The organism is Promicromonospora sp. NPDC050880, assembly GCF_044456525.1.
Classification (GTDB): Bacteria; Actinomycetota; Actinomycetes; order Actinomycetales; family Cellulomonadaceae; genus Promicromonospora.
The window spans coordinates 199,785-220,571 of sequence record NZ_JBITFV010000003.1 but is presented as its reverse complement, the minus strand read 5'-3'; the positions used below and the strand labels follow the sequence as shown (position 1 = coordinate 220,571).

The window sequence follows — 20,787 nt, the reverse complement described above, 5'->3', positions numbered from 1 at the left end:
CCAACACTACCGACTGAGCACCGTTGCTCAGGTCAGGCGGGCGTCGTTTCGCACGGTGAGTGGTGGCGCGCCGCGTCTGGGAGAATCTTGGGCTGTGTCTACCCCTGAGCAGGACCTGTTGCGGCGCGCGCTCGGCATGCTGACCGAGATGGCCCCCGCCGCGCTCGAGCTGGGCGAGCAGTTCCGTGCCGCCGGTCACGAGCTCTCGCTCGTCGGCGGTCCGGTGCGCGACGCCTTCCTGGGCCGCGCGAGCAACGACCTCGACTTCGCGACGTCGGCGACGCCGGACCAGACACAGCGGATCCTCGCGCGCTGGGGCGATGCCCACTGGGACATCGGCAAGGAGTTCGGCACCATCGGCGCCCGGCGGGGCGACGTCGTCGTCGAGGTGACGACGTACCGGACGGACAAGTACGACCCGGCGTCGCGCAAGCCGCTGGTGGAGTTCGGCGACACGCTCGACGGTGACCTGTCGCGCCGCGACTTCACGGTGAACGCGATGGCCGTGCGCGTACCCGACCTGACCTTCGTGGACCCGTTCGAGGGGCTGACCGACCTGGCGGCCGGGGTGCTGCGCACACCCATCGCGCCCGAGCGCTCGTTCGACGACGACCCGCTGCGCATGATGCGCGCCGCGCGGTTCGCCGCGCAGCTCTCGTTTCACGTGGAACCAGGGACGCTGGCCGCGCTCGTGGCGATGGCGGACCGCATCGAGATCGTGTCGGCCGAGCGGGTGCAGGCCGAGCTCACGAAGCTGCTCCTGAGCGACAACCCGCGCGCGGGTCTCGAGGTGCTCGCGGACACGGGACTTGCCGAGCACGTGCTGCCGGAGCTGCCCGCCCTCCAGCTCGAGATCGACGAGCACCACCGGCACAAGGACGTCTACCAGCACTCGCTCACGGTGCTGGAGCAGGCCATCGCCCAGGAGACCGGGCCCGACGGCGCGGTGCCGGCGCCCGACCTGGTGCTGCGTCTCGCCTCGTTGCTGCACGACATCGGCAAGCCCGCCACGCGCCGCTTCGAGCCCGGCGGGGGAGTGAGCTTCCACCACCACGAGGTGGTCGGGGCCAAGCTCGCCGCCAAGCGGCTGCGTGCGCTCAAGTACGAGAAGCAGGTGGTGAAGGACGTCTCCCGGCTCGTCGAGCTGCACCTGCGCTTCCACGGGTACGGCGACGGCGCCTGGACCGACTCCGCCGTGCGCCGCTACGTGACCGACGCCGGCCCGCTGCTCGAACGGCTGCACCGCCTCACCCGCGCCGACTCGACCACACGCAACAAGCGCAAGGCCAAGCGCCTCTCCGACGCGTACACGGACCTGGAGAACCGCATCGCCGCACTGCGCGAGCAGGAGGAGATCGACGCCATCCGGCCCGACCTCGACGGCACGCAGATCATGGCGATCCTCGGGATCCCGCCGTCGCGCGATGTGGGCGCCGCGTACAAGCATCTCCTGGCGCTGCGCATGGAGCGCGGCCCGCTGGGCGAGGAGACCGCGACCGAGGAGCTGCGGAAGTGGTGGGCCGAGCGCGGATGACCGCGTGCCGGGCTAGACGTGGGTCGGGTCGAACAGCGCGCTGACCGACTCGCCGCTGTGGATGCGGCGCACCGCCTCGGCGAACGCCGGCGCCACGCTGATCACGGTCAGCTTGTCGTGTGCCAGCAGACCCGCGGTCGGCACCGTGTCGGTGGTGACGATCTCGACGACGTCGGGGTCGGCCGCGATCCGGTGCACGGCGTCGTTGGCGAAGATGCCGTGCGTGCAGGCGATCCGCACGCTGCGCGCGCCGTGCTCGCGCAGCAGGTCGAGGACGGCGACGATCGTGGAACCGTTGGCGATCTCGTCGTCCAGCACGATGATGTCGCGGCCCGTGACGTCGCCGATCAGCGACGTGATCTCGACCCGGTCGCCGTCGAACCGCTCCTTGGCCGCCGCCGCGACCGGCACGCCGAGCATCTTGGCGAACGCCGACGCGCTCTTCGCGTTGCCGAGGTCGGGGGACACCACCGTCGCCTTCGCCAGGTCGCTCGGCGCGAAGTACGCCGCGAGCTCGCGCAGCGCGTTGAGCTGGTCGGTCGGCACGCGGAAGAACGCGTGCACCTGCGGCGCGTGCAAGGTCATGGTGAGGATGCGGTTCACGCCCGCCGTCTCCAGGAGGTCCGCGACGAGACGCCCGCCCACCGAGATGCGGGGCGCGTCCTTCTTGTCGGACCGCGCGTACGCGAAGTGCGGCATGACGGCGGTGATCCGGGCCGCCGAAGCACCCTTGGCCGCATCGATCATCAGCAGGAGCTCCATGAGGCTCTCCTGTGCGGGGCGTACCACCGACTGCACCAGGTAGACGTCGCGCTCGCGGCAGTTCTCCAGGAGCTGGACCTGCAGGCAGTCGTTCGCGAAGCGCTGGATCTTGACCGGGCTCAACGCGACGCCGAGATCAGCGCACATCGCATGGGCGAAGCGCTGACCACCGGTACCAGCGAAGACCCGCACCTCGGCCATGGCTGGAGTCTACGGAACGTCGCGGCGGCCCGCCTAGGCTGGAGAGGGCATCATGTGCGCCATGAGCGTCACCGACTGGCAGACCTGGGCCCCGTTCGTCGACGCGCTGCGCCGCTCCGCACCACCGGGAACGCACACCAGCGAGTTCGTGGGCACCGTCGGCCGTGGGGGTGCGCAGGGCACATACCTGGACGACGGCGACGCCGCGGCCCGCCGCGACCGCGACCGGGAGCTGGCGCTCACCGCCGCACGGACCGGCGGGCCGGGTCCGCGGGCGGAGCTCGACGAGGCGTTGCGCGAGGTGGCCGCCCTGCTGCCGGACAGCGAGCAGCTCGTGCGGGTCGTGGCCGTGCACGGTGGGGGCCGGCTGGGCGGCGGTGCTCCCTCGGGCGGCGGTGCTCCCTCGGGCGGCGGTGCGCGTGACGGCGGCGGTGCGCGCGACGGCGGCGGTGCGCGCGACCGGAGGGACGCTCGCGACGGCGGGGATGCGCGCGACCGCGGGGACGCCCGCGACCGCGGGGCCTCGCCCAGCGGCGACGCGCCCGTGCGCGACGTCGTCGAGCTGATCACGCTCCCGCCCGCCGTCGTCTCCGGTCCGACGGCGCCGGTGCTGGAGGTGGTGCTGGAACCGGGGGCGCTCCCGGCGTCGTACCGGGAGACCGTCGAGCCGCGTCCGGATGCCGCGACCGCCCCGTCGGCCGACCCCGACGCCGTGGCGCGGGTGGTCGCCGAGCGGATGCCCGACGCCGTCGGCGCCGCGCCGGAGGAGATCGACGCCGCGGAGGTGGCACTGCCCGACGGTGCTCGCCTGCCCGCCGAGGTGCGCTCCCTGTACGCCGCGGCCGGGAGCGGCGCGCTGAAGCTCGCACCGGAGGAGGGACGGTTCGGTGGGTTCGAGATCGTGCCGCTGAGCGGGAGTGCACTGCGTGAGGCGTTCCTGCCGGCTGCCCGGTTCGGCACCTGGACCGCTGACGCCGACACGGTCGCACCCCGGGACCCGGCGGACCGGGTGCAGGCGGTGATCGGCTCGCCGCTCTGGTTCCCGGTGGGTACCGACGGCGCGGGGAACGTCTACGCCGTCGACCTCGCGCCGGGGCCGGCCGGGCACCTGGGCCAGGTCGTGCTGCTGGACCATGAGGTGCGGGCGGGTGCGACGTACCGGGCGGAGAGCCTCGCGGCGCTGCTGGCCGGTCGGGTGGCGACGCCTGATCGACCGGAGAGCACGACGGACGCGGGTGGGGTGAGCCCGGCGGGTCCTGGTGCCGCCGACGGGCCAGTCGAGTTCCTTGCGCTCGACCCGGCGGACTGGATGGCGCGGTTCGACGCCGGGACCGTGCCGGACACGCTCAAGGCCGCGGGCCTGGTGCCTGACCGCGCGAACCCGCCGGTCCTGACCGACGCGCTCGCCGTGGCGGACCGGCTGCTCGCGCTGCGGGGCCTGCCGCCGATCGAGGTCGTCCGTCTGACGCGTCCGGCGCGTGCGGAGCGCAAGGGGCTGCTCGGCAGGCTCTTCGGCCGCTAGCCCAGGGCTGGCTCCCGTCCCTGCCACGGAGCCCTGACGTGACTTGGGTCAATGGCATAGGGCCCTGGAACGACTTCGGTCCGTTGCCTCCAGATCGGTCAATCGAGCGACCGAACTGGAGGCAACGGACCGAAGTGATGCTGTGCCCTCCATCAAGGGACCGAGGCCACGGCGGTTCCCGGTTCGCGGTCAGTGACCCCCGTGGACCTCGCCGTCGGACTCCGGACGCCTGATCAGCGTCGCCAGCGCGATGGTCACCGCCATCACGCCCGCACCGATCCCGAAGGCGAGGCCCGCACCCTTGGTCAGGGCGTCCGCGGCCGAGGTGCCCGTGGCGGTCAGGGCATCGGACCGGAGCGTCATGATCGCGATGAACAGCGCGGTGCCGGCTGCGCCCGCGACCTGCTGCACGGTGTTGATGGTCGCCGAGCCGTGCGAGTACTGGTGCGGCTTGAGCACACCGAGCGCCGCGCTGAACAGCGGCGTGAACACCGCTGCCAGCCCCAGGCTGAACGTGATGTGCGCACCGAGCACGTAGAACACCGAGATGCCCGGGTGCAGGAACGCCAGCATGCCGATGCCGAGCGTGACCAGCACGGCGCCCGGAACGAGGAGCGGACGCGGTCCCACCCTGTCGTACCACCGGCCGACGACCGGACCCAGCAGGCCCATCGCGAGACCGCCGGGCAGCACGACCAGGCCCGACTGGAGCGGCGTGAGGCCCATGGCCTGCTGCAGCACCAGCGGCAGCACGATCAGCGTGCCGAGCATCGCGAGCATCGAGACCGCCATGATGCCGATGGCCACGCGGAAGTTGCTCTCGCGGAAGGTCCGCAGGTCGAGCAGCGCGGAGTCGGTGCGCTGGCGCACGATCTGCCGCCAGATGAACAGGCCGAGGAACGCCAGGCCGGTGATCAGCGGGATCAGAGGGTTGATGGCACCGGCACCCGCGTGCGCGCCCTCGCCGAGGCCCGAGAGCCCCCACACGAGGCCGCCGAAGGCGACGACCGCGAGGAGCAGGGACAGCGGGTCGAGGTGGTGCGCGTCCTTGTCGGAGACGTCGCGGATCCACAGCACGCCCGCGACGAGCGCGAGCACAGCGATCGGCAGCACGACGCCGAAGACGCCGCGCCAGCCCAGCGGCTCCAGGATGGCGCCCGACAGCGTGGGGCCGAGCGCCGGCGCCGCGGCGATGACCAGACCGACGTTGCCCATGACCCGCCCCCGCATGTGCGGCGGCACGATCGTCATGATCGTCGTCATGAGCAGCGGCATCATGATCGCCGTACCGGTGGCCTGGACCACGCGGCCGGTCACGAGGAGGCCGAAGCCCGGGGCGATCATGGCCAGGGCCGTGCCCAGCGTGAACAGGGACATCGCCGTCAGGTAGGCACCGCGGGTGCCCAGCCGGTTGATGAGGAACCCGGTCGCCGGGATGACGACGGCCATCGTGAGCAGGAAAGCGGTGGTGAGCCACTGGCCCGTCGTCGCGGTGATGCCCAGCTCGTCCATGATGGGCGGCAGGGCCACCGACATGGTCGTCTCGTTGAGGATCACGGTGAAGCCGCTCGCCAGGAGCAGGGCGATGGCACGGAACGCCCCGGGTGCGAGCCTGTCCTGGCGGGGTTCGTCGACGGGTTGTTCAGCGGGCAGGTCAGAGGTACCCCGGACCGGCGTGGTCGGTGGTTCGCTCAGGTGGTCGGACGTGTCGATCGTGTCGGTACTCATGGGTATGCCCTCTCGGTACGGTGCGCGCGGGCCGAGATCGAGAGCGACATTGCACACGACCTACGTCTAACGACGCCGGACCATCGTCAGGTATTCCCGCCGACGATCGCGACCTGTTTTCACAGACGTCTGCGGTGAGCAGAAATCATCGGCACGCCCCTCGGCGGACCCCGCGTCAGCGTCCGACGGCGTCCGCCGGGCCCGCCGGGCCCGCCGGGTCCTCGGCGTCGTCGCCGGGCGCCACCGACTCGGTCACCGGTGCGGCCACGCCCAGCGTCACCCCCTGCTGCGCCATGAACGGCTCCGGGTCCACCGCCTGCCCGTTCATCCGCACCTCGTAGTGCAGGTGGCAGCCCGACGACGTCCCCGCGCCCGCCGGGTCGATGCGCGAGTCGCCTCCCATCGACGCGATCTGCTGCCCCGCTCGCACCGTGTCGCCGACCCGCACCAGGTTGGTGCCGGTGAGCAGGTGCCCGTACGTCGAGTCGAGACCCATCCCGTGCTCGATGCGGATCGTGTTGCCCGTGCCCCAGCCGGTCGCCCCGGAGATCACCACCCGCCCCGCGGCTGCCGCGTACACCTGCGTGCCGCACGACGCCGCGATGTCCTGGCCCAGGTGGTAGGTCGAGGCCCCCGCGATCCCGGTGTTGCGCGGCCCGAAACCGGACGCCTTGGTCCCGACGGCGGGGTTCGCCCAGCCGCCCGCGCCGACCGCCGCCTGACCGATCGACCCGCTCATGCAGGGTGCACCGGCCGCGGCGCCCTGGATGGACCGGGACAGCGCCGCGAGGTCCTGCTCGTCCGCGCCGCTGACGAGCTGCATGACCTGCAGCGCCTGGTCCCAGTACTTCTGGTAGTGGTACGGGTCGGCGTTGCGCTGTGCCTTGTGGGCGGCGATGGTCGGCTCCATCGTCTCCCAGCCGGTGACGGCGAGCAGCCGGTCGTAGTACCGGCCCGAGGACTGCACGGGATCGAGCCGCTCCTCGACCGTGCCGTACCACTTCTGCTCCTGGAACATGCCGATCGAGGACGTCAGCGTGCCGTCCGGGTTGCGCACGCCGAAGCGGTCGTCGCCGTAGGTCAGGTTGCGCAGGCCCGACTCGCCGAGCGCGGTCATGACCGCGATCGCCTGGGCTCGTCCCGGCACCCCGCGTTCCTGACCCACCTGGAGGATCACCGACGCGTTCTGGAGCTGCTCGGCCGTGAACCCGCCGGCCGCCGCGACCTGGCCGCCGGCCGGCACCACCGACGCCGACATGCTGCAGCCGTCCTGCGACTGGCTCTCGCTCACGGCTCCGCCGACCAGCACGACCATCGCGACGACCGCCGCGGGTACCGCCAGGACGGCCGCCATCAGCACGACCAGGACGATGACGGCCCGCCGTGTCGCGTCGTCCTTCTTCCGTCCCGGGCCGGAGCCAGGACGGGCCCTGGACCGGACCGCTGTCCGGGCCACCCGGGTCGCCAGCCCGACGGCGTCCCGCCCGCTCACGACCCCTCCGGCGGCCTGATCTGCTCGGCCAGCCAGGGGGCCGCGCCGTCGGCCCGGGTCAGGAGGACCGTGTAGGGGCCGATGTCGGTGGGCACGGCCACCTCGGCCAGCAGCGTGGAGGTCTCGTCCGTGACCTCCGGGTCACCGGTCACCTGGGTGACCGGGACCAGCCGCGGGTCGACGTCCTGGTAGACCGGTCTGGCCTGCGGCGTGAGCAGGGGTTCGAGGCCGTCCCACCACGCGGCCGCCGTCTGGTCGGTGGCGGCGAACGCCGTCATGGTCGCGCGCGCGGCGTCCAGGGCCGCCGTCCGGACCGTGTCGTCCCAGGTCGCCTCGACCGGTTCGCTCGGTGCGGACTCGTCGAACTCCGGCTCCGCCGTCACCTCGAGGGCCGGGTCCCCGGCGGCAGGCTGGTCGTCGACCGGCTCGTCGACCGGACCGGTCGCCGGGACATCCGCCTGGTCGCCGCTCGCGACGTCGTCGGACGTTCCCTCCGGGTTGCCGAAGTCGTCCTGGTCCCGCGGCGTGACCACGCCGGCCTGCGCGCCCGGGTCGGCCGGGCCGCCCTCGCGCGGCCAGCCCACCCACGTCCCGATCGCGAGGACGACCACGACGACCACCGTGACGACTGCACGTCTCATGAGCGGCCCAGCCCTCGCATCTGCCGGCGGCCCGGGTTGTGCACGATCGCCGACGGCTGCGGACCGGCCTGCGGCGTACCGCCCTGGCGCGCGGCGTCGAGCGACGCGGCCAGCCGCGCCGCGCTCTGCGACCGTTCCCCGCGCCGGCCCAGGCCCCGCACCGCGGCGAGCACCTGCTTGGCCTGACCGGTCCTACGCACGACGGTCAGCGCCTTGGAGGCGCCGGCCGCAGCCGCGGACGTGCCGCCGCTCGCCACCATCGCGCCCGCCTGGAGCGCGATCGAGGTGCCGGCCCGGCCGGCGCTGCTCAGCCGGTCGGTCAGACGCTCACCGGCGGTGGGCGGCAGGTGCGGCGCCGGTTCGTTCGACGGCTTCTCGCCCGCGTTGGCACCGTCGGCGGGCTGGTCGCCACCCGGCTGCCCGCCGCCGGTCGAACCGACCTGGACCGTACGGGCCGCGGTGGTCCAGGCGTTGCCGCCGCCCGGGGCGCCGTCCGGCCCGGGGCCGCCGGCGCCGTCGACCGGGATGGGCTGCGTGCGGCCGTCGCCCGCCGCACCGGCCTGGCCGGCGGCGGCCACCGCGCCCCCGGCGACGGCGCCGCCGGCGACCGAGCCGGCAGGCGGCGTACCGTCGATGACCGCCGGGCCCGAGTCCACCTTGTCGGTGTCCACGACGCTCTCCTGCGGCTTGACGGGTGCCGGGCCGAGCCCCACGCCGGCCCACTCCTTGGCCTTGGTGTAGCGCTCGCGCCACTTCGCGCTGCCGTCCCACGGCATCGCCGCAGGCTCGCCCACCTGGGAGGGCACGCCGGCGGCCGCGAGCCGGTCGGCCAGGCCCCGCAGGGCCTGCCGCACGCTGGCGCCCATGAGCACGTAGAAGACGGCGCCCGCGAGCACCAGCGTGTTGAACAGGTACAGCCGCACGAGGAACGGCAGGCCGCTGGTGGCGTCGTAGAAGCCGAGCAGGATCTTCATCCACGCGACCAGGAACATCGTGGCCATCGCGACGAGGATGCAGCCGAAGAGCACGCTCGCGAACGTGCGGAAGAGCTGGGCCCGCGTGCCGCTGGAGATGACGCCGACCGGGAGCTGCCAGAGGAGCTTGATCGCCGACCAGCCGAGCAGCACCACCGCGAAGATGGTGCCGCCGACGATCACCACGGACAGCAGCAGGAACACGAACCCCGTGGTGAGCAGGCTGAGCGTCGAGACGACGGTGCCGGCGTCGACCGTGGAGGCCGCCTCCTTGTAGGCCGCGTCGCAGCCCCCGATCGCGTCGACGGCGTTCTCCCGGCCGACGCTCTCGGTGTAGGTGTCCGCGCAGCCCGTGCCGTCGATGACGCTGCCGTAGTTGATGATCTGGTGGGGGACCCGCAGCAGGGTGTCCACGAGCTGCCCCTTGAGGCCGTCGCGGATCACCGTCGAGTCCTGCTGGAACGAGGCTCCGTCGGTCGCGAATCCGGTGGCGATGTCCATGCCCGCGTCGCGCGACTGCATGATGACGCCCTGCTCGCCGCCGATGGTCGCCATCGGGTTGGCGAGGAACGTCGTGGCGAGGGCGGCGATGAGGCAACCGATGAGCAGCTCCATGAAGCCGCCTGCGTACCGCCCCTTCAGCAGCCAGAACCCCACGACGAACGCCAGGATGATGAGCATCAGGTTGAGCAGGCCGATCTGGGCGATCATGCCCTGCACGATGATGCTCAGCCCGGCCAGCGGCGCCAGGATGTAGCCCAGCCAGTCCATGCCGAGCACCCAGTCGAGCACCCAGATCTGCACCGCGACCATGTCCCGGTACCAGACCCAGAACATGCCCGCGAGGGTCGAGAAGATCTCGGAGTCGACGTTCAGCGGGTTCCACGGCGAGCCCGTGTCCCACTGGAGCATGAACCGGTCCACGGCCACGCCCTGCGTGTCCTCCAGGTTCAGCCCGCCCTGCGGGTCGGCGGCCTGGAGGGGCGCCAGCCCGATCATGCCCCGATCACCGCGCCCGTCGAGCTCGTCGGCGTGGTCTTGACGGTCTCGGCGCGCTTCTCGACCAGGGGCGCCATGACCTTCGCCCGGCCGTACCGGGCCTGGAAGTCCCGGATCAGGCACTCGCCGCGCCGCTCCTCGGGCACACCGGAGGCGTCGACCACGGGCGCCGTGCCCTCGGTGACCAGCTTGACCAGTCCGTCGTCGACGGGTGCGTCCACGGGCAGGCCGTGCAGCCAGCGCAGGCCGCGGCGGGCGAGGTTCGCGTCGCGGTGGCGCAGCAGCACGCGGAACGGGATGAGGCCGCGCACCACCTCGTTGCCGAAGTCCTCCTCGGCGTCGTGGCTGCCCAGCAGCAGCGCGGCCTTGTGCTTGCGGCCGTCGCGGATGAACATGCCGATCTCCTCGGCCGCCTCGGGCGACGACATCGTCTTGGACGCCTCGTCGGCGGCGAAGATGTCGAGCCGGGAACGGTCCGCGAAGCAGCGGTAGCGCGCCAGGGCCGCGATGAGCGCGAACGTGGCGCGGCCGAACACCTTCTCGGCCTTGAGCTCGGCGAACAGGTGCCCGTGCTCCATGTCGGCCTTCGAGGGGAGCTGCATCTTGTGCGTGTGCAGCACGATCGCCGGTGAGCTCAGGTCGAGCGGCGGCAAGGAGTCGTCGAAGAGGGCGCGGCCGAAGTCCAGCTCGGAGAAGATGCGCATCTCGTCGGCGAGCATCCGGGCGCCCGGGAACTCGCAGTCCTGCTCCAGGTGGCGGGCGAGCGAGCCGAGCGACGTGATCTGGTGCCGCCACATGTACTCGGTCTGGAGCACCTTGGACAGCAGCACGTTCTGCTCGGACTTGGTCTGCACCGACAGCAGCACCGTGAGGAAGGCCCGCGCGACCCGCGGGGCCTGGGCGGGCGGCAGGATCCGCAGCGGGTCCATGGACACCGTCGCGTCCTCCGAGATCTCCACGACCTGGGAGCCGGGGATCTCGGAGACGGCGATGCCCCACTCGCCCATCTCCGTGTGGTCCACGGCCATGAGCGTGGCGCCCATGTCCACGTTGTCCATGGCCACGGTCTTCATGCTCACCGACTTGCCGGAGCCGAGCTCGCCCACGAAGCCCATGGCGAGCGCGACGTCCAGCTTGTCGGTGGCCCCGGCCAGGTTCACGAACACGGGGTTCGGCCGGGCGGCGCCGTTCGAGATCTCCAGCGCGAACAGCGAGCCGGAGGTGTCGCCGAGCTCGGTGGTCGCGAACGGCACCGCCGCGGAGAACGCACGGGCCGTGGTGATCTGCGAGTACTCGCGCACGGCGCGCGGTGTCGGCATGCCCGGCAGGGTGGCCTCGAAGAGCGTGGGCTGGATCGTGGGGTCGGTCCGCAGCGCGAACTGCATCGCGGCGAAGTACTTGGTCAGGTCGCGGGCGTCGTCCAGCGCCTGCTCGGGGGTGTGCCCCGAGACCGTGAACATCGTGGTGGCGTCGACCTCCACCTCGAGCTCGTCGGCGTCCATCACGGCCTGGTACTCGCCCAGGGCTCGCGCCGTCGTGTCCAGGGACGAGCCGGCGCGCTCCTCCTCGGAACGCTGGTCGAACTGGTCGTTCAGCGTGCGCACGGCCCGGCGGTTCCGGTTGGTCACCTCGTCGCGCGAGCGCACCGTCATACGGATGGCCCAGTCGCAGGGCACGCCCGACTCGTCGACGCGCCCGATCCACTCGCACCCCGGGTACACGATCCCGCCCGACGGCGTGTCGCTCACCACGAGCGTCGTCTGGTAGGAGGCGAGCTCCGGGTTGGTGGGGTCGAGCACCTTCACGTAGGGCCGCTTGAGGATCTGCAGGGGGCCGAGCCGCTTCTCGGAGTCGGTCTGCCCCGCCGGGTCCACGAGCGCCGACGGCAGCACCGACGGTCCCGCCAGGTGCATCTCGGCGTCCAGCGAACCGTCCACGGGCACCGCGGTGTCGATCCCCAGGCCGCGCTGCATCGCGTGCCCGAACATCCACGCCATCTCGGCCACCGTGGCCGGCCGCGGGTCGAACGCCCCGGGCATCTCCTTGCGCAGCGCCTCCGCCTGCGCGGCGCGTTCGCCGACCGCGTGCCGGCCCGGCACGGAGCGCGGCATCATCAGCGTGTCCTGGAGGGTGGTCCAGCTCGCGCGGAGCGGTTCCAGGAAGGCCTTGGCGCCCGGGTTGGCCAGCGGGGCGGCGATCCAGTGCACGCGCCGGCCGATCGGGATCTGCTCCAGGAAGTCGAGGGTGGCCTCGCACTCCGCGGCCCATGCCTCGCGCTCGGTCAGGTCGACGCCCTCGATCATGGACAGCACCACGGACGCCGGGTCCGTCGCCGCCGTCAGACCCAGGTGCAGCGACTCGCCCCGCAGCGCGCGGTACAGCGCGGTGTGGTGCCGCCTTGCGGCGTGCTTCTTGTCGTCCGGCTGGAACGCGTAGGGCACGGGGGACACGCGCCAGACCGCCCACACGGTCCCGGTGCGGGTCCACATGAGGCCGTCGGTCAGGGCCGAGATGTGGCTCAGCATGGGGGCTCAGTCCTCTCGCGGGGTCGGCTGGTCGGTGCGGTCAGGGGTGCGTGGCGTGCCGGAGAGCAGCTCGCCGACGCCGGTGAGATCGGACCTCCTGCGGTCGGCCGCTGCCGCGGCGGCCGCTGCGGCCCAGTCCGCCGGTGAACGTTTGCTCGGTTGCCGGGCGGGTTGCGGGTCGGGTTGCGGGTCCAGCCGGCGCCCTTCGACGGTCGCGTCCGCGGGACCACGAGCCGTCAGCTCGGGGAGCAGCTCCGTCGGCACGGGGCGGACGACGGCGGGGTGCGTCCCGGCGTCGGGCACCGCCGGCCGAGCATGTGCGGTGCCGCCCGGTGCCTCGGCGTACCGCGCCGGGCCGAGCGCGGACCCGGGCACGACGACCATGACCCGGTGGGTCATCAGCCGTGGCTTGGGCAGCGCCACCTGCCCGCCGACCAGGCGCCCGGGGCTCGACGTCAGGTTCATCGCGTCCATGACGAACGCGACCGGGTTGCGACCGGAGCTCGGCAGCTTCCCGGTGGCCCACACGGTGCCCACCACCAGGCCCACCGCGACCACGATGTTCATGAAGCCGCTCAGCCGGGCCCACAGCGGAGCGGTCTGCCACAGCGCGAACGCCACCACGGCGCCCGCGCCCACCTGGGTGATGGTGTACGGCCCGCCCCAGATGCGCCCGCCGCTGGGCAGCTTTCCCACGAGCATGGGAATGCGGCGGGCCTTCGTGTAGAACTTCGCGGTCTCGGTCACCGGACACCCTCCTCACCACGCGCCGGGCGCGCGAGAGCGCCCGGCCGAACCCTGTGCCTTGCCCCCAGCGCCATGCCCATGTGTCTGACCCGTGTCCTGCTGCGTCCCGCGGGTCAGAGAACCGTCTGCGTGTTCACGATCGCCGGAGCGGAGTCGAACTCGTCCCGGGCCAGCTCCGAGGTGACGTTGATGCCACCGTTCACGAGCCACAGGACGATGCCGCCCACGATCGCGGACATCAGGATCGCCGCGATCGACATCTTGGTCTTCACGGCCGTGATCACGACCATGAGGATGACGACCACGAAGGTCACCGACTCGATGGCACTCTTCACCTCCTCGGACTTGACGGTGATGAGGTCGAGGAAGCCGTCGGCCATAACGATCTCGTTGATCATGGTTCTCTCCTTCGCTACTCCCCGGCGGTGCCGGAGCCGTTCGTGCCGGATGGCGTCGTGTCGATACGGACGGCCGGCTCAACGCCGGCAACCTCCCAGCGCCCGTCGCGGGCGACGAGCGTGAGGACGTACTGGGAGGTGGTCTTCTGGCCGTCGAGCCGGGTGAGCTCGACGGTGGTCAGGGCGTGCGTGCCGTCGCCGTCGGCCGGGTCGTCGGTGATCTCGTGCGATCCCTTGATGCCCGTGACGGTCGCGGCCGCGTACGGCGCGGGGGTGATCGCCGGGATGGTGGTGCCCGGCTGGAGGTAGCGCGTGATCTCGCCCTCGCCCGCGACCATGGCCGCGAGGAACCCGGCAGCGGACTGGCCGGCCGCCGACGTCGGGGAGATGGTCTCGGGGTAGTCCAGGTCCGGCGGCTCGGCGGCCGCGGGGCCGGGCACGGGCGCGGGCAGCGCCAGGGCGGCCACGGCCAGGTCGGGACCCGAGTACCTGGTGTCGGTGCGCTCGACGAGCACGGGAACCTGGAAGTAGCGGCGCACCCAGACGAGTGCGACCTCGGCCCCCTCGCCCTCGGGCTGCCCTGCGGGCGGGGGCGTCGAACCGGGAGCCGGCTCGGCGACGTCCACGCCGACCGTCACCGACCACACGTCGTCCTCGGCCGCCTCGCTCTGCGCGATCGACGAGTCGCGGATGGTCAGGCCCTCCTGGGGGAGAGTGCCGACCGGGGCGCTGGTCAGGGAGGCGAGGAGCTGCTGGTCGTCGCTGTCCGCCCGCAGCCAGGTCTCCACCAGCTCGACGGCCCGCTCGTTCGCCGCGGCCTGGGCCGCGGTGTCTGCCGGTCCGGCGCTCGCGGCGACCGGGGCAGGCTCGGGGCGCAGCAGCGTCCAGGCCAGGGCGGCGGGCCCGGCCAGCAGCGCGAGGGCCAGCAGGGCGCCCCACGCCTTGGTCACGAGAGCGGGCCCGTTGGACCACTCGACCACCTGCGGGGGAGCGTCCCCGCCGTCCGCACCGTTGCCCGACGACGAGGGGGGCGTCGCGGGCCGCGCGGAGCCGCCGGCGCGCGGAGCGCCGACGCCGGTGCCGTCCGCCGGGGCGGGCAGCTCTGCCGGTGCGGCGGCCTTCTTGCCGCGCCGGCGGACGAGGAGCGAGCTCATCGGGTCCGCACCTCGTTCTGCAGGTCCGCCTGGATGCGCGCACGGGCCTCGCGCGCGCTGCGCACGCGGGGGCTGTCGAGCGCCTCGGTGAGGCGGGTCGTCGTGTCCTCGTCGCCGAGCGGGTCCGCGGTGAGGGTGGCGACGATGTCGGCCACCAGGGGGGCCAGCTCGCCGCGTGCCGCGTGCACCTCCGCGGTGTCCCGGAGCAGCGACCACGTGTGGTCGAAGTCCGGGGTGGGATCCGCACTGCGGACGCCCGCGCCGCCGAGGTCGGTGCTGCCGAGTCCGGCGCCGGGCGCCTGGTCGAGCTCGTCCTTGCTCATCTCGCCTCTCCCGTTTCTCCGTCTCCTGTGTCTGCCGATCACAAATGGCAGGTGACGAGTTCGTGTGACATCGGTGATGTCCGGGTTTTCAACGGGTGTGACGCAGGTCACATGCCCACGGGAGCCGCGGGCAACAGTGGCGGGCAACACCTCCCGACTGGACTCGGGCTGACCGGAGGGGGGAACCGCCATGCCTGCACGCACGCCAGCACCGGCGTCAGGGACGCTGATGCGAGAGCTTGACCACGACTGGGCCGACCTGGTCCGCACGCGGTCGTTCGCCGCGGAGATCGAACGGTTCGTCGCGCGCTTCCCGCAGCTTGCGGGCCTGCGCACCGGTGACTCCGTGCGGCTCGCCCCCGCGGACGCCGACGAGGTGCTGTACGCGCTCATCGTCGAGCACGCCCGCGGCAGCTTCGCCGCCGGCCGCGCGGTGCTGCAGTGCATGCTCCCCGCCGTCCGCACGATCGTGCGCCGGTCGCGCCGCCACTACCCGGACGTGCAGGACCTCGAGCAGGAGGCGGCCGCGGCGATGTGGGACGCGATCACCCACTACGACCTCGAGCGCAGCGGGCGCGTCGCGATGCGCCTGCAGGGGCACACCCTGACGCGCGTCGTCGGCGACCGTGCGCCGCACGCGCAGGGTGGCCGTGCCAGCCGCGGCCCCCGCGTCGCGGAGATACCCACCGACACGAGCACGCTGACCGTGCTCGAGCGGCCGGCGACGCCCGACCCCGGGCCCGACGCCGTGTACTCGCTCGCGAGCTTCTCGCTCGGCACCACCGGCGAGGTGCTCGACGTCATCGCGTGGGGCCTCGACCAGGGCGCCCTGACGCGCGACGAGGCAGCTCTCCTGGCGCGCCTGTACGCGCCGGACCCCGATCTCCCGGAGTACGCCGAGCTCGGCTCGGGTCGCGGGAACTACCAGCGGCGGGTGGCCCATGAGCTGGGCATCTCGCACGCAGCCTTGCGCCAGCGGGCGAGTCGCGCAGTGCGACGGCTGGCGGAAGCCGTTCAGTCCGGTGGTCTGTCTGGGGGACAGCCGGGCGAACGGGACGATGAGCGACGACGGCGGCCGAAGGGCTGAGCACTGGGGGGTGCGTGAAGCCCAGAGGTCGTCAGAAGTCCGTCTCATCGCGAGAGGGCCCCACCGCCAGCGGGGCCCTCTCGTCATGTCCGCGGACTGGTGCGCGCGATGCCATCAGCCGGTGAACACCCAGGTCAGCGCTGTGATTTGTCGGCGGCACGTGCGGTGCGGGAGCCTTCTCCCACGTGCTGACCTGCGCAGTCAACACCACAGCTGTGGTATCGGCGGGCAAGGGTCGGATCGTTCAAGGGTCACTCAATATTCAAGTCATCTCCACAACTTTGAAGTCTCCTTGACCTAGCGGGCGCCACCCAGCCTGATTAGCGTTCAACCTGCCGGGTCCGCCCGCGTGGTCGAGGATTACCAGCGGCGTCACATCGTGACGACCGCAGGAGATCCTCGGCCAGCACGGGCAGGAGCACGGTGGAGACAGACGCACGCAAGGGAACCGCGACGGGACCCGCCCCGGGGGTACCCGAGGTGGTCTCCGCCGGCGGGGTCGGAGGAGACGGCACGGTGAGCAGTGGCACGAAGGTCGCGAGCCAGGACCAGCAGGTCAGGTCCGCGACAAGACCCCAGCGACCCGCACCCCCCGGGCCGCTGAAGCCGACGCGCGCCCGGCGCCGTCCGGCGCTCATCGCGCTCGGCCTCGCGCTCGTGGCGCTCAGCGTGCTCGCGTCCGTGTACCTGGTCAGCACGCTCGGCCGGACGTACGAGGTGCTCGCGATCACGAACGACGTGCCGCGCGGCACCGCCGTCACCCCGACCGACATCGGGATCGTCGAGCTGCCTCTGGGCACGGGGTCGGCGCTGCTCGACCCGATCTCCGCCGATGAGATCAGCCAGTACGAGGGCAAGATCGCCGCGACCGACCTCAAGAAGGGCCAGCTCCTCACGCCCGCGAGCGTGGTGGACGAGCTCCGGCCGCCCGCCGGCCAGTCGATCGTCGGCGTCGCGCTCGCGCCCAACCAGAGGCCCGACACCGGGCTCAGTGCCGGCGACGTCGTCCGGGTGGTCGAGACGCCCGCGACCGGCGGCGAGCCACCCGCCGGTGCGCCGTTCAGCATCCCCGCCACGGTGGTCCGCGTGGGGCAGCCCGGCGGATCCATCGGCGACCAGGTCGTCATCGACGTGCAGGTCGAGTCGGCCAACGCCGCCGCGCTCGCCGCCCGTGCCGCCACCGGGCGCGTGGCCCTCGTGCTCGACTCCACCAGGCAGGGCTGAGTCATGGCTCTCGTCGCCCTCGCCAACGCGAAGGGCTCACCCGGTACCACCACGGCCGCGCTCGTGCTCGCGCTCCAGTGGCCGCGTCCCGTCCTCCTCGTCGAGGCCGACCTGGCCGGGGCGTCGATCCTGGCCGGCTACTTCCGTGGTCAGCTCCCGCACGACCGCGGCCTGCAGCCGCTCGCCATCGCGCACTCGCACGGTGACCTGGAGGCCGCGTTCTGGGATCAGACCATCCCGCTCGTGCGTGACGACCCGGACAGGAAGCTGCTGCCCGGCATCGTCAGCCCGCACACCGCGCCCGCGGTGGCCAACCTGTGGGGGCCGCTCGCCAACCAGCTCGTCGCGCTCGAGCGTGGCGGCATCGACGTGCTGGTCGACCTCGGCCGGCTCGGCACCGGCGGCGTCGTGCGCGAGGACCGCGAGCCGATCGTCCGGCTCGCCGACCAGGTGCTGATCACCACCGGGTCGCGCCTGCCCGACATCGCGGTCACCCGGGAGCTCGTCAAGTCCCGCACGTCCGTGGTGGACGCCGCGGCCCGCGAGCTCACGAACCTCGCGGTGCTGACCGTCGGCCCGGGCCGCCCGTACGACGCGACCGAGATCGCCCGCACGCTCGGCCTCGGCACCGTGGGCTCGCTGGCCTGGGACCCCGTCAACGCAGAGGTGCTGTCGGTGGGCTCGCCCGCGGGCCGCAGGTACTCGACGTCACCGCTCGTGCGATCCGCCGGGCCCGTGATCTCGCGGATCCAGGACCGGACGGAGAAGCGGCGCGCCCGGTTCTCCACCGGTCCCCGTGAGGGCAGCCACACGTCCGGGCCACGTCGCCCGCCGGAACGCTGGGGCGAGTCCGCGTCCCCGGCCGTGCAGGCGGCCCCGTGGCGTGGCGGCGAGGGGAGCGGCGCGTGAGCACACCCGAGTTCCCCGACCTGTCCTCACTGCCGATCTTCCACGACGAGCCTCCCGCTCCGGTGCTTCCGCGCCGGACGCCGGGGACCGGCGGCGGGGCCGGGCCGGACCGACGTCCGGCGGCGCCGCAGAACACCTGGACCGCCACCGTGGACCAGGCGGGCGGTGCCTCCCCGGCTCCCGGCCCCGGCATGCAGACCGGGACCGCCTCTCCCGGCGGGCCGAACGGCGCGGGCTCGCCCGCGGGATCCGGTGGACCCGGGCGCGGCGGGGCGTCGTCGGGCAACGGGGCCTCACCCTGGGTGGGTGCCGTGGCCCGGGCCGGCCGCGAGTACCACGGACAGCCCGGTAACCCGCGGCTGCGCGACGCCGAGTTCTGGCGCCAGGTCAACAGCCTGCGCGGCGAGGTCTCCTCCCGGCTGACGACGGCGCTCTCGACGCGCGAGCTGGACGAGGAACAGCGCGAGGCGCTGGGCCAGGAGCTGATCCAGCAGGTGGTGCGCGACCACAACGACGCCCTGCTCTCGGGGGGCCAGCGCAACTGGACCACCGAGTACCAGGTCGAGGTGACGCGTGCGCTCTTCGACGCGCTGTTCCGCCTCGGCCGGCTGCAGCCGCTCATCGACACGCCCGACGTGGAGAACATCGAGATCACGGGTACGGCACCCGTGCTCCTGCTGATGGGCGACGGCCGGCGCACGTACGCGGAGCCCATCGCGGACTCCGACGCGGAGCTGATCGACTTCCTGCAGTTCCTCGCGGCGCGCGATCCCGCGAACGAGCGGTCCTTCACGCGGGCGAACCCGTTCCTGAACCTGGACCTGCCGGGGCGCGTGCGACTGGCCGCCGTCGGCTGGGTGGTGCCCTGGCCGCGCGTGACGATCCGTCTGCAGCGGCTGCAGTCGGTGGACCTGGAGCTGCTGCGCGAGAACCGCACGGTGGACGCCGTGCTGGCCGAGTTCCTGTCGGCGGCGGTTCGCGCGCGCAAGTCGATCGTCGTGTCCGGACAGGGGCAGGGGTCGGGCAAGACGACCCTGCTGCGGGCGCTCTGCGCCTCCCTCGATCCGTGGGAGTCCATCGCGACCATCGAGACCGACTACGAGCTCTACCTGCACCTGGAACCCGAGAAGCACAAGCGCGTGGTCGCCCTGCGCACGCGTGAGGGTTCGGGCGAGATGAACACCGCAGGACGCCGTGTCGGCGAGATCAACACGAACGTCAACGTCTACGAGTCCCTGCGGCACAACATCTCCCGCGTGATCGTGGGCGAGGTGCGCGGGCCCGAGATCGTGTCCATGTTCCAGGCGATGCAGATGGGCAACGGCTCGCTCTCGACGGTGCACGCCGACGGCGCCCGCGACGTCGTCGAACGCCTCGTCGGCATGGCCGTGCAGGACTCCACGCTGTCGGAGACGTACGCGTACCGGCAGGTGGCGCAGTCGGTGGACCTCATCGTCTTCCTCCGGGTCGACGCCGGGGCCGACGGCCGGCGCGACCGGTACGTCGCCGAGGTGATCGAGGTGACGCGCGGCGAGGCGGGCAACCCGGTGGCCGTCACCGACGTGTTCGCGCCGGGGCCGGACGGGCGGGCGGTGCCCAACGTGACGCCGTCGTTCCTCGCGGACCTGGAGGCTGTGGGCTTCGACGCGAACCTGCTGAACTACCGCGACGGGCTGTGGGGGAACTCATGACCACGCTCGTCGCGGTGCTGACCGGGCTCGGTCTGGGCCTGGGGGTGTGGTTCGTCGTCGTCGGTGCGCAGAAGTACGAGCCGGCGCCGCGGCCCGTGCGCACCACACCGCCGTTCCACGGGCTGCTCCGGCTGCTCGGCCTGACCAAGGGCGGGCCGCTCTACGCGCAGCGGCAGCTCCTGGCGATCGGGGTGGCCGCGGGCGTCGTGGTCGGGATCGTCACCGGCTGGTGGTCGCTCGTGCTCATCGTGCCGGTGCTGCTCGTGGGCCTGTCGGCGCTGTTCCGCACCACCACGCAGTCCGACGAGGTGGAGAAGCTCACCGACCTGACCGCGTGGGTGCGGTCGCTGATCGGCGTGCTGTCCGGCGGAGCCGTCGGGTTGGAGCAAGGTATTGCGGCAACCCTGCACAGCGCGGCGCCGTCCGTGCGGCCGTCGCTGGCCCGGCTGGTGGCACGTCTGGAGGCGCGGCAGCCGATCAAGCCCGCCCTGTACCGGTGGGCGGAGGAGATGGACGACTACTCGGCGGACATGATCGCCTCGGCGATGATCCTGGAGTCGGACAACCGGACCGGGGCCGTGGCTCCCGCGCTCCGCCAGCTCGCGGAGTCGCTGTCCGCGCAGGCCAAGGCCCGTCGCGAGATCGAGACCGAGCGATCCACCGGCCGCGCGACCGTGCGCTGGGTGACGATCGTGACGCTCGTGGTGCTGGTGGCGACGGCGATGTCCGGCTACCTCAGCGGGTACGACTCACCGCTGGGCCAGGTCGTGGCGGTGGTGCTGTTCTCGGCCTACGTGGTCTGCCTGCTGTGGATGCGCAAGATCAGCCTGGGACAGCCGATCCCGCGGTTCCTGCCGGACGAGCGGGAGGTCTGAC

17 protein-coding genes are annotated in these 20,787 nt (G+C 72.6%); 7 read left to right on the top strand and 10 right to left on the bottom strand.

Going from position 1 to position 20,787, the window contains the following annotated elements; translation table 11 throughout:
* The first annotated feature begins 94 nt into the window (after positions 1-94).
* A complete protein-coding gene (locus ACIBBF_RS07695) occupies positions 95-1,534 on the top strand; it encodes a CCA tRNA nucleotidyltransferase (protein ID WP_397412159.1) in 1,440 nt (479 codons plus the stop codon).
* A 12-nt stretch (positions 1,535-1,546) separates the two neighbouring features.
* Here ACIBBF_RS07695 and ACIBBF_RS07690 read toward each other — a convergent pair whose 3' ends face one another.
* A complete protein-coding gene (locus tag ACIBBF_RS07690) occupies positions 1,547-2,497 on the bottom strand; it encodes a ribose-phosphate diphosphokinase (protein WP_397412157.1) in 951 nt (316 codons plus the stop codon).
* A 61-nt stretch (positions 2,498-2,558) separates the two neighbouring features.
* Between ACIBBF_RS07690 and ACIBBF_RS07685 the strand changes: the two genes are divergently transcribed.
* Positions 2,559-4,019 (top strand): SMI1/KNR4 family protein, encoded by a 1,461-nt coding sequence (locus ACIBBF_RS07685; protein ID WP_397412155.1) that lies wholly within the window; start codon positions 2,559-2,561, stop codon positions 4,017-4,019.
* A 189-nt stretch (positions 4,020-4,208) separates the two neighbouring features.
* Here ACIBBF_RS07685 and ACIBBF_RS07680 read toward each other — a convergent pair whose 3' ends face one another.
* The 9 genes from ACIBBF_RS07680 to ACIBBF_RS07640 all read right to left on the bottom strand — a co-directional run bounded on the left by ACIBBF_RS07680 (position 4,209) and on the right by ACIBBF_RS07640 (position 15,000).
* The gene (locus tag ACIBBF_RS07680) at positions 4,209-5,747 is read right to left on the bottom strand and encodes an MDR family MFS transporter (protein ID WP_397412153.1); all 1,539 of its coding nucleotides are present in this window, start codon (positions 5,745-5,747) and stop codon (positions 4,209-4,211) included.
* Positions 5,748-5,922: 175 nt separating this feature from the next.
* Positions 5,923-7,239 (bottom strand): M23 family metallopeptidase, encoded by a 1,317-nt coding sequence (locus tag ACIBBF_RS07675; protein ID WP_397412151.1) that lies wholly within the window; start codon positions 7,237-7,239, stop codon positions 5,923-5,925.
* On the bottom strand, positions 7,236-7,880 hold the full coding sequence (locus ACIBBF_RS07670) for a hypothetical protein (RefSeq protein ID WP_397412149.1): 645 nt from the start codon (positions 7,878-7,880) through the stop codon (positions 7,236-7,238). The genes ACIBBF_RS07675 and ACIBBF_RS07670 overlap by 4 nt, the downstream gene beginning before the upstream one ends.
* Complete coding sequence (locus ACIBBF_RS07665; protein ID WP_397412147.1) at positions 7,877-9,853, bottom strand: hypothetical protein; 1,977 nt, start codon at positions 9,851-9,853, stop codon at positions 7,877-7,879. Before ACIBBF_RS07665 ends, ACIBBF_RS07670 begins: the two co-directional genes overlap by 4 nt.
* A complete protein-coding gene (locus tag ACIBBF_RS07660; RefSeq protein WP_397412145.1) occupies positions 9,850-12,378 on the bottom strand; it encodes an ATP-binding protein in 2,529 nt (842 codons plus the stop codon). The genes ACIBBF_RS07665 and ACIBBF_RS07660 overlap by 4 nt, the downstream gene beginning before the upstream one ends.
* Before the next feature lie 6 nt (positions 12,379-12,384).
* Complete coding sequence (locus tag ACIBBF_RS07655; protein ID WP_397412143.1) at positions 12,385-13,125, bottom strand: hypothetical protein; 741 nt, start codon at positions 13,123-13,125, stop codon at positions 12,385-12,387.
* Between the two features lie 113 nt (positions 13,126-13,238).
* Entirely contained in the window at positions 13,239-13,523 is a 285-nt protein-coding gene (locus tag ACIBBF_RS07650) for a hypothetical protein (protein ID WP_253836168.1), read from the bottom strand.
* Between the two features lie 14 nt (positions 13,524-13,537).
* Positions 13,538-14,677, bottom strand: coding sequence for a hypothetical protein (locus ACIBBF_RS07645; RefSeq protein WP_397412141.1), 1,140 nt, complete (start codon positions 14,675-14,677; stop codon positions 13,538-13,540).
* Positions 14,674-15,000 carry a hypothetical protein gene (locus ACIBBF_RS07640; protein WP_397412139.1) on the bottom strand — a complete coding sequence of 109 codons (327 nt, stop codon included), beginning with the start codon at positions 14,998-15,000 and terminating at the stop codon, positions 14,674-14,676. Before ACIBBF_RS07640 ends, ACIBBF_RS07645 begins: the two co-directional genes overlap by 4 nt.
* A gap of 229 nt (positions 15,001-15,229) precedes the next feature.
* On the opposite strand from ACIBBF_RS07640, the gene ACIBBF_RS07635 reads away from it, so the two are divergent.
* From ACIBBF_RS07635 to ACIBBF_RS07615, 5 genes are all read left to right on the top strand, one after another.
* Entirely contained in the window at positions 15,230-16,087 is an 858-nt protein-coding gene (locus tag ACIBBF_RS07635) for a hypothetical protein (RefSeq protein ID WP_397412137.1), read from the top strand.
* Between the two features lie 516 nt (positions 16,088-16,603).
* Positions 16,604-17,311: an SAF domain-containing protein gene (locus ACIBBF_RS07630; protein ID WP_397412135.1), complete on the top strand. Its 708-nt coding sequence runs from the start codon at positions 16,604-16,606 to the stop codon at positions 17,309-17,311.
* Between the two features lie 3 nt (positions 17,312-17,314).
* On the top strand, positions 17,315-18,220 hold the full coding sequence (locus ACIBBF_RS07625) for a hypothetical protein (RefSeq protein WP_397412133.1): 906 nt from the start codon (positions 17,315-17,317) through the stop codon (positions 18,218-18,220).
* Positions 18,217-19,911, top strand: coding sequence for a CpaF family protein (locus ACIBBF_RS07620; RefSeq protein WP_397412131.1), 1,695 nt, complete (start codon positions 18,217-18,219; stop codon positions 19,909-19,911). The genes ACIBBF_RS07625 and ACIBBF_RS07620 overlap by 4 nt, the downstream gene beginning before the upstream one ends.
* A complete protein-coding gene (locus tag ACIBBF_RS07615; RefSeq protein ID WP_397412129.1) occupies positions 19,908-20,786 on the top strand; it encodes a type II secretion system F family protein in 879 nt (292 codons plus the stop codon). The genes ACIBBF_RS07620 and ACIBBF_RS07615 overlap by 4 nt, the downstream gene beginning before the upstream one ends.
* Position 20,787: the final 1 nt, after the last annotated feature.

Excerpts from the sequence above, each read along its gene's own strand:
- ACIBBF_RS07690 (WP_397412157.1), bottom strand. The coding sequence starts at position 2,497 with ATGGCCGAGGTGCGGGTCTTCGCTGGTACCGGTGGTCAGCGCTTCGCC.
- ACIBBF_RS07685 (WP_397412155.1), top strand. The coding sequence starts at position 2,559 with ATGAGCGTCACCGACTGGCAGACCTGGGCCCCGTTCGTCGACGCGCTG.
- ACIBBF_RS07680 (WP_397412153.1), bottom strand. The coding sequence starts at position 5,747 with ATGAGTACCGACACGATCGACACGTCCGACCACCTGAGCGAACCACCG.
- ACIBBF_RS07670 (WP_397412149.1), bottom strand. The coding sequence starts at position 7,880 with ATGAGACGTGCAGTCGTCACGGTGGTCGTCGTGGTCGTCCTCGCGATC.
- ACIBBF_RS07665 (WP_397412147.1), bottom strand. The coding sequence starts at position 9,853 with ATGATCGGGCTGGCGCCCCTCCAGGCCGCCGACCCGCAGGGCGGGCTG.
- ACIBBF_RS07660 (WP_397412145.1), bottom strand. The coding sequence starts at position 12,378 with ATGCTGAGCCACATCTCGGCCCTGACCGACGGCCTCATGTGGACCCGC.
- ACIBBF_RS07650 (WP_253836168.1), bottom strand. The coding sequence starts at position 13,523 with ATGATCAACGAGATCGTTATGGCCGACGGCTTCCTCGACCTCATCACC.
- ACIBBF_RS07645 (WP_397412141.1), bottom strand. The coding sequence starts at position 14,677 with ATGAGCTCGCTCCTCGTCCGCCGGCGCGGCAAGAAGGCCGCCGCACCG.
- ACIBBF_RS07640 (WP_397412139.1), bottom strand. The coding sequence starts at position 15,000 with ATGAGCAAGGACGAGCTCGACCAGGCGCCCGGCGCCGGACTCGGCAGC.
- ACIBBF_RS07635 (WP_397412137.1), top strand. The coding sequence starts at position 15,230 with ATGCGAGAGCTTGACCACGACTGGGCCGACCTGGTCCGCACGCGGTCG.
- ACIBBF_RS07625 (WP_397412133.1), top strand. The coding sequence starts at position 17,315 with ATGGCTCTCGTCGCCCTCGCCAACGCGAAGGGCTCACCCGGTACCACC.
- ACIBBF_RS07615 (WP_397412129.1), top strand. The coding sequence starts at position 19,908 with ATGACCACGCTCGTCGCGGTGCTGACCGGGCTCGGTCTGGGCCTGGGG.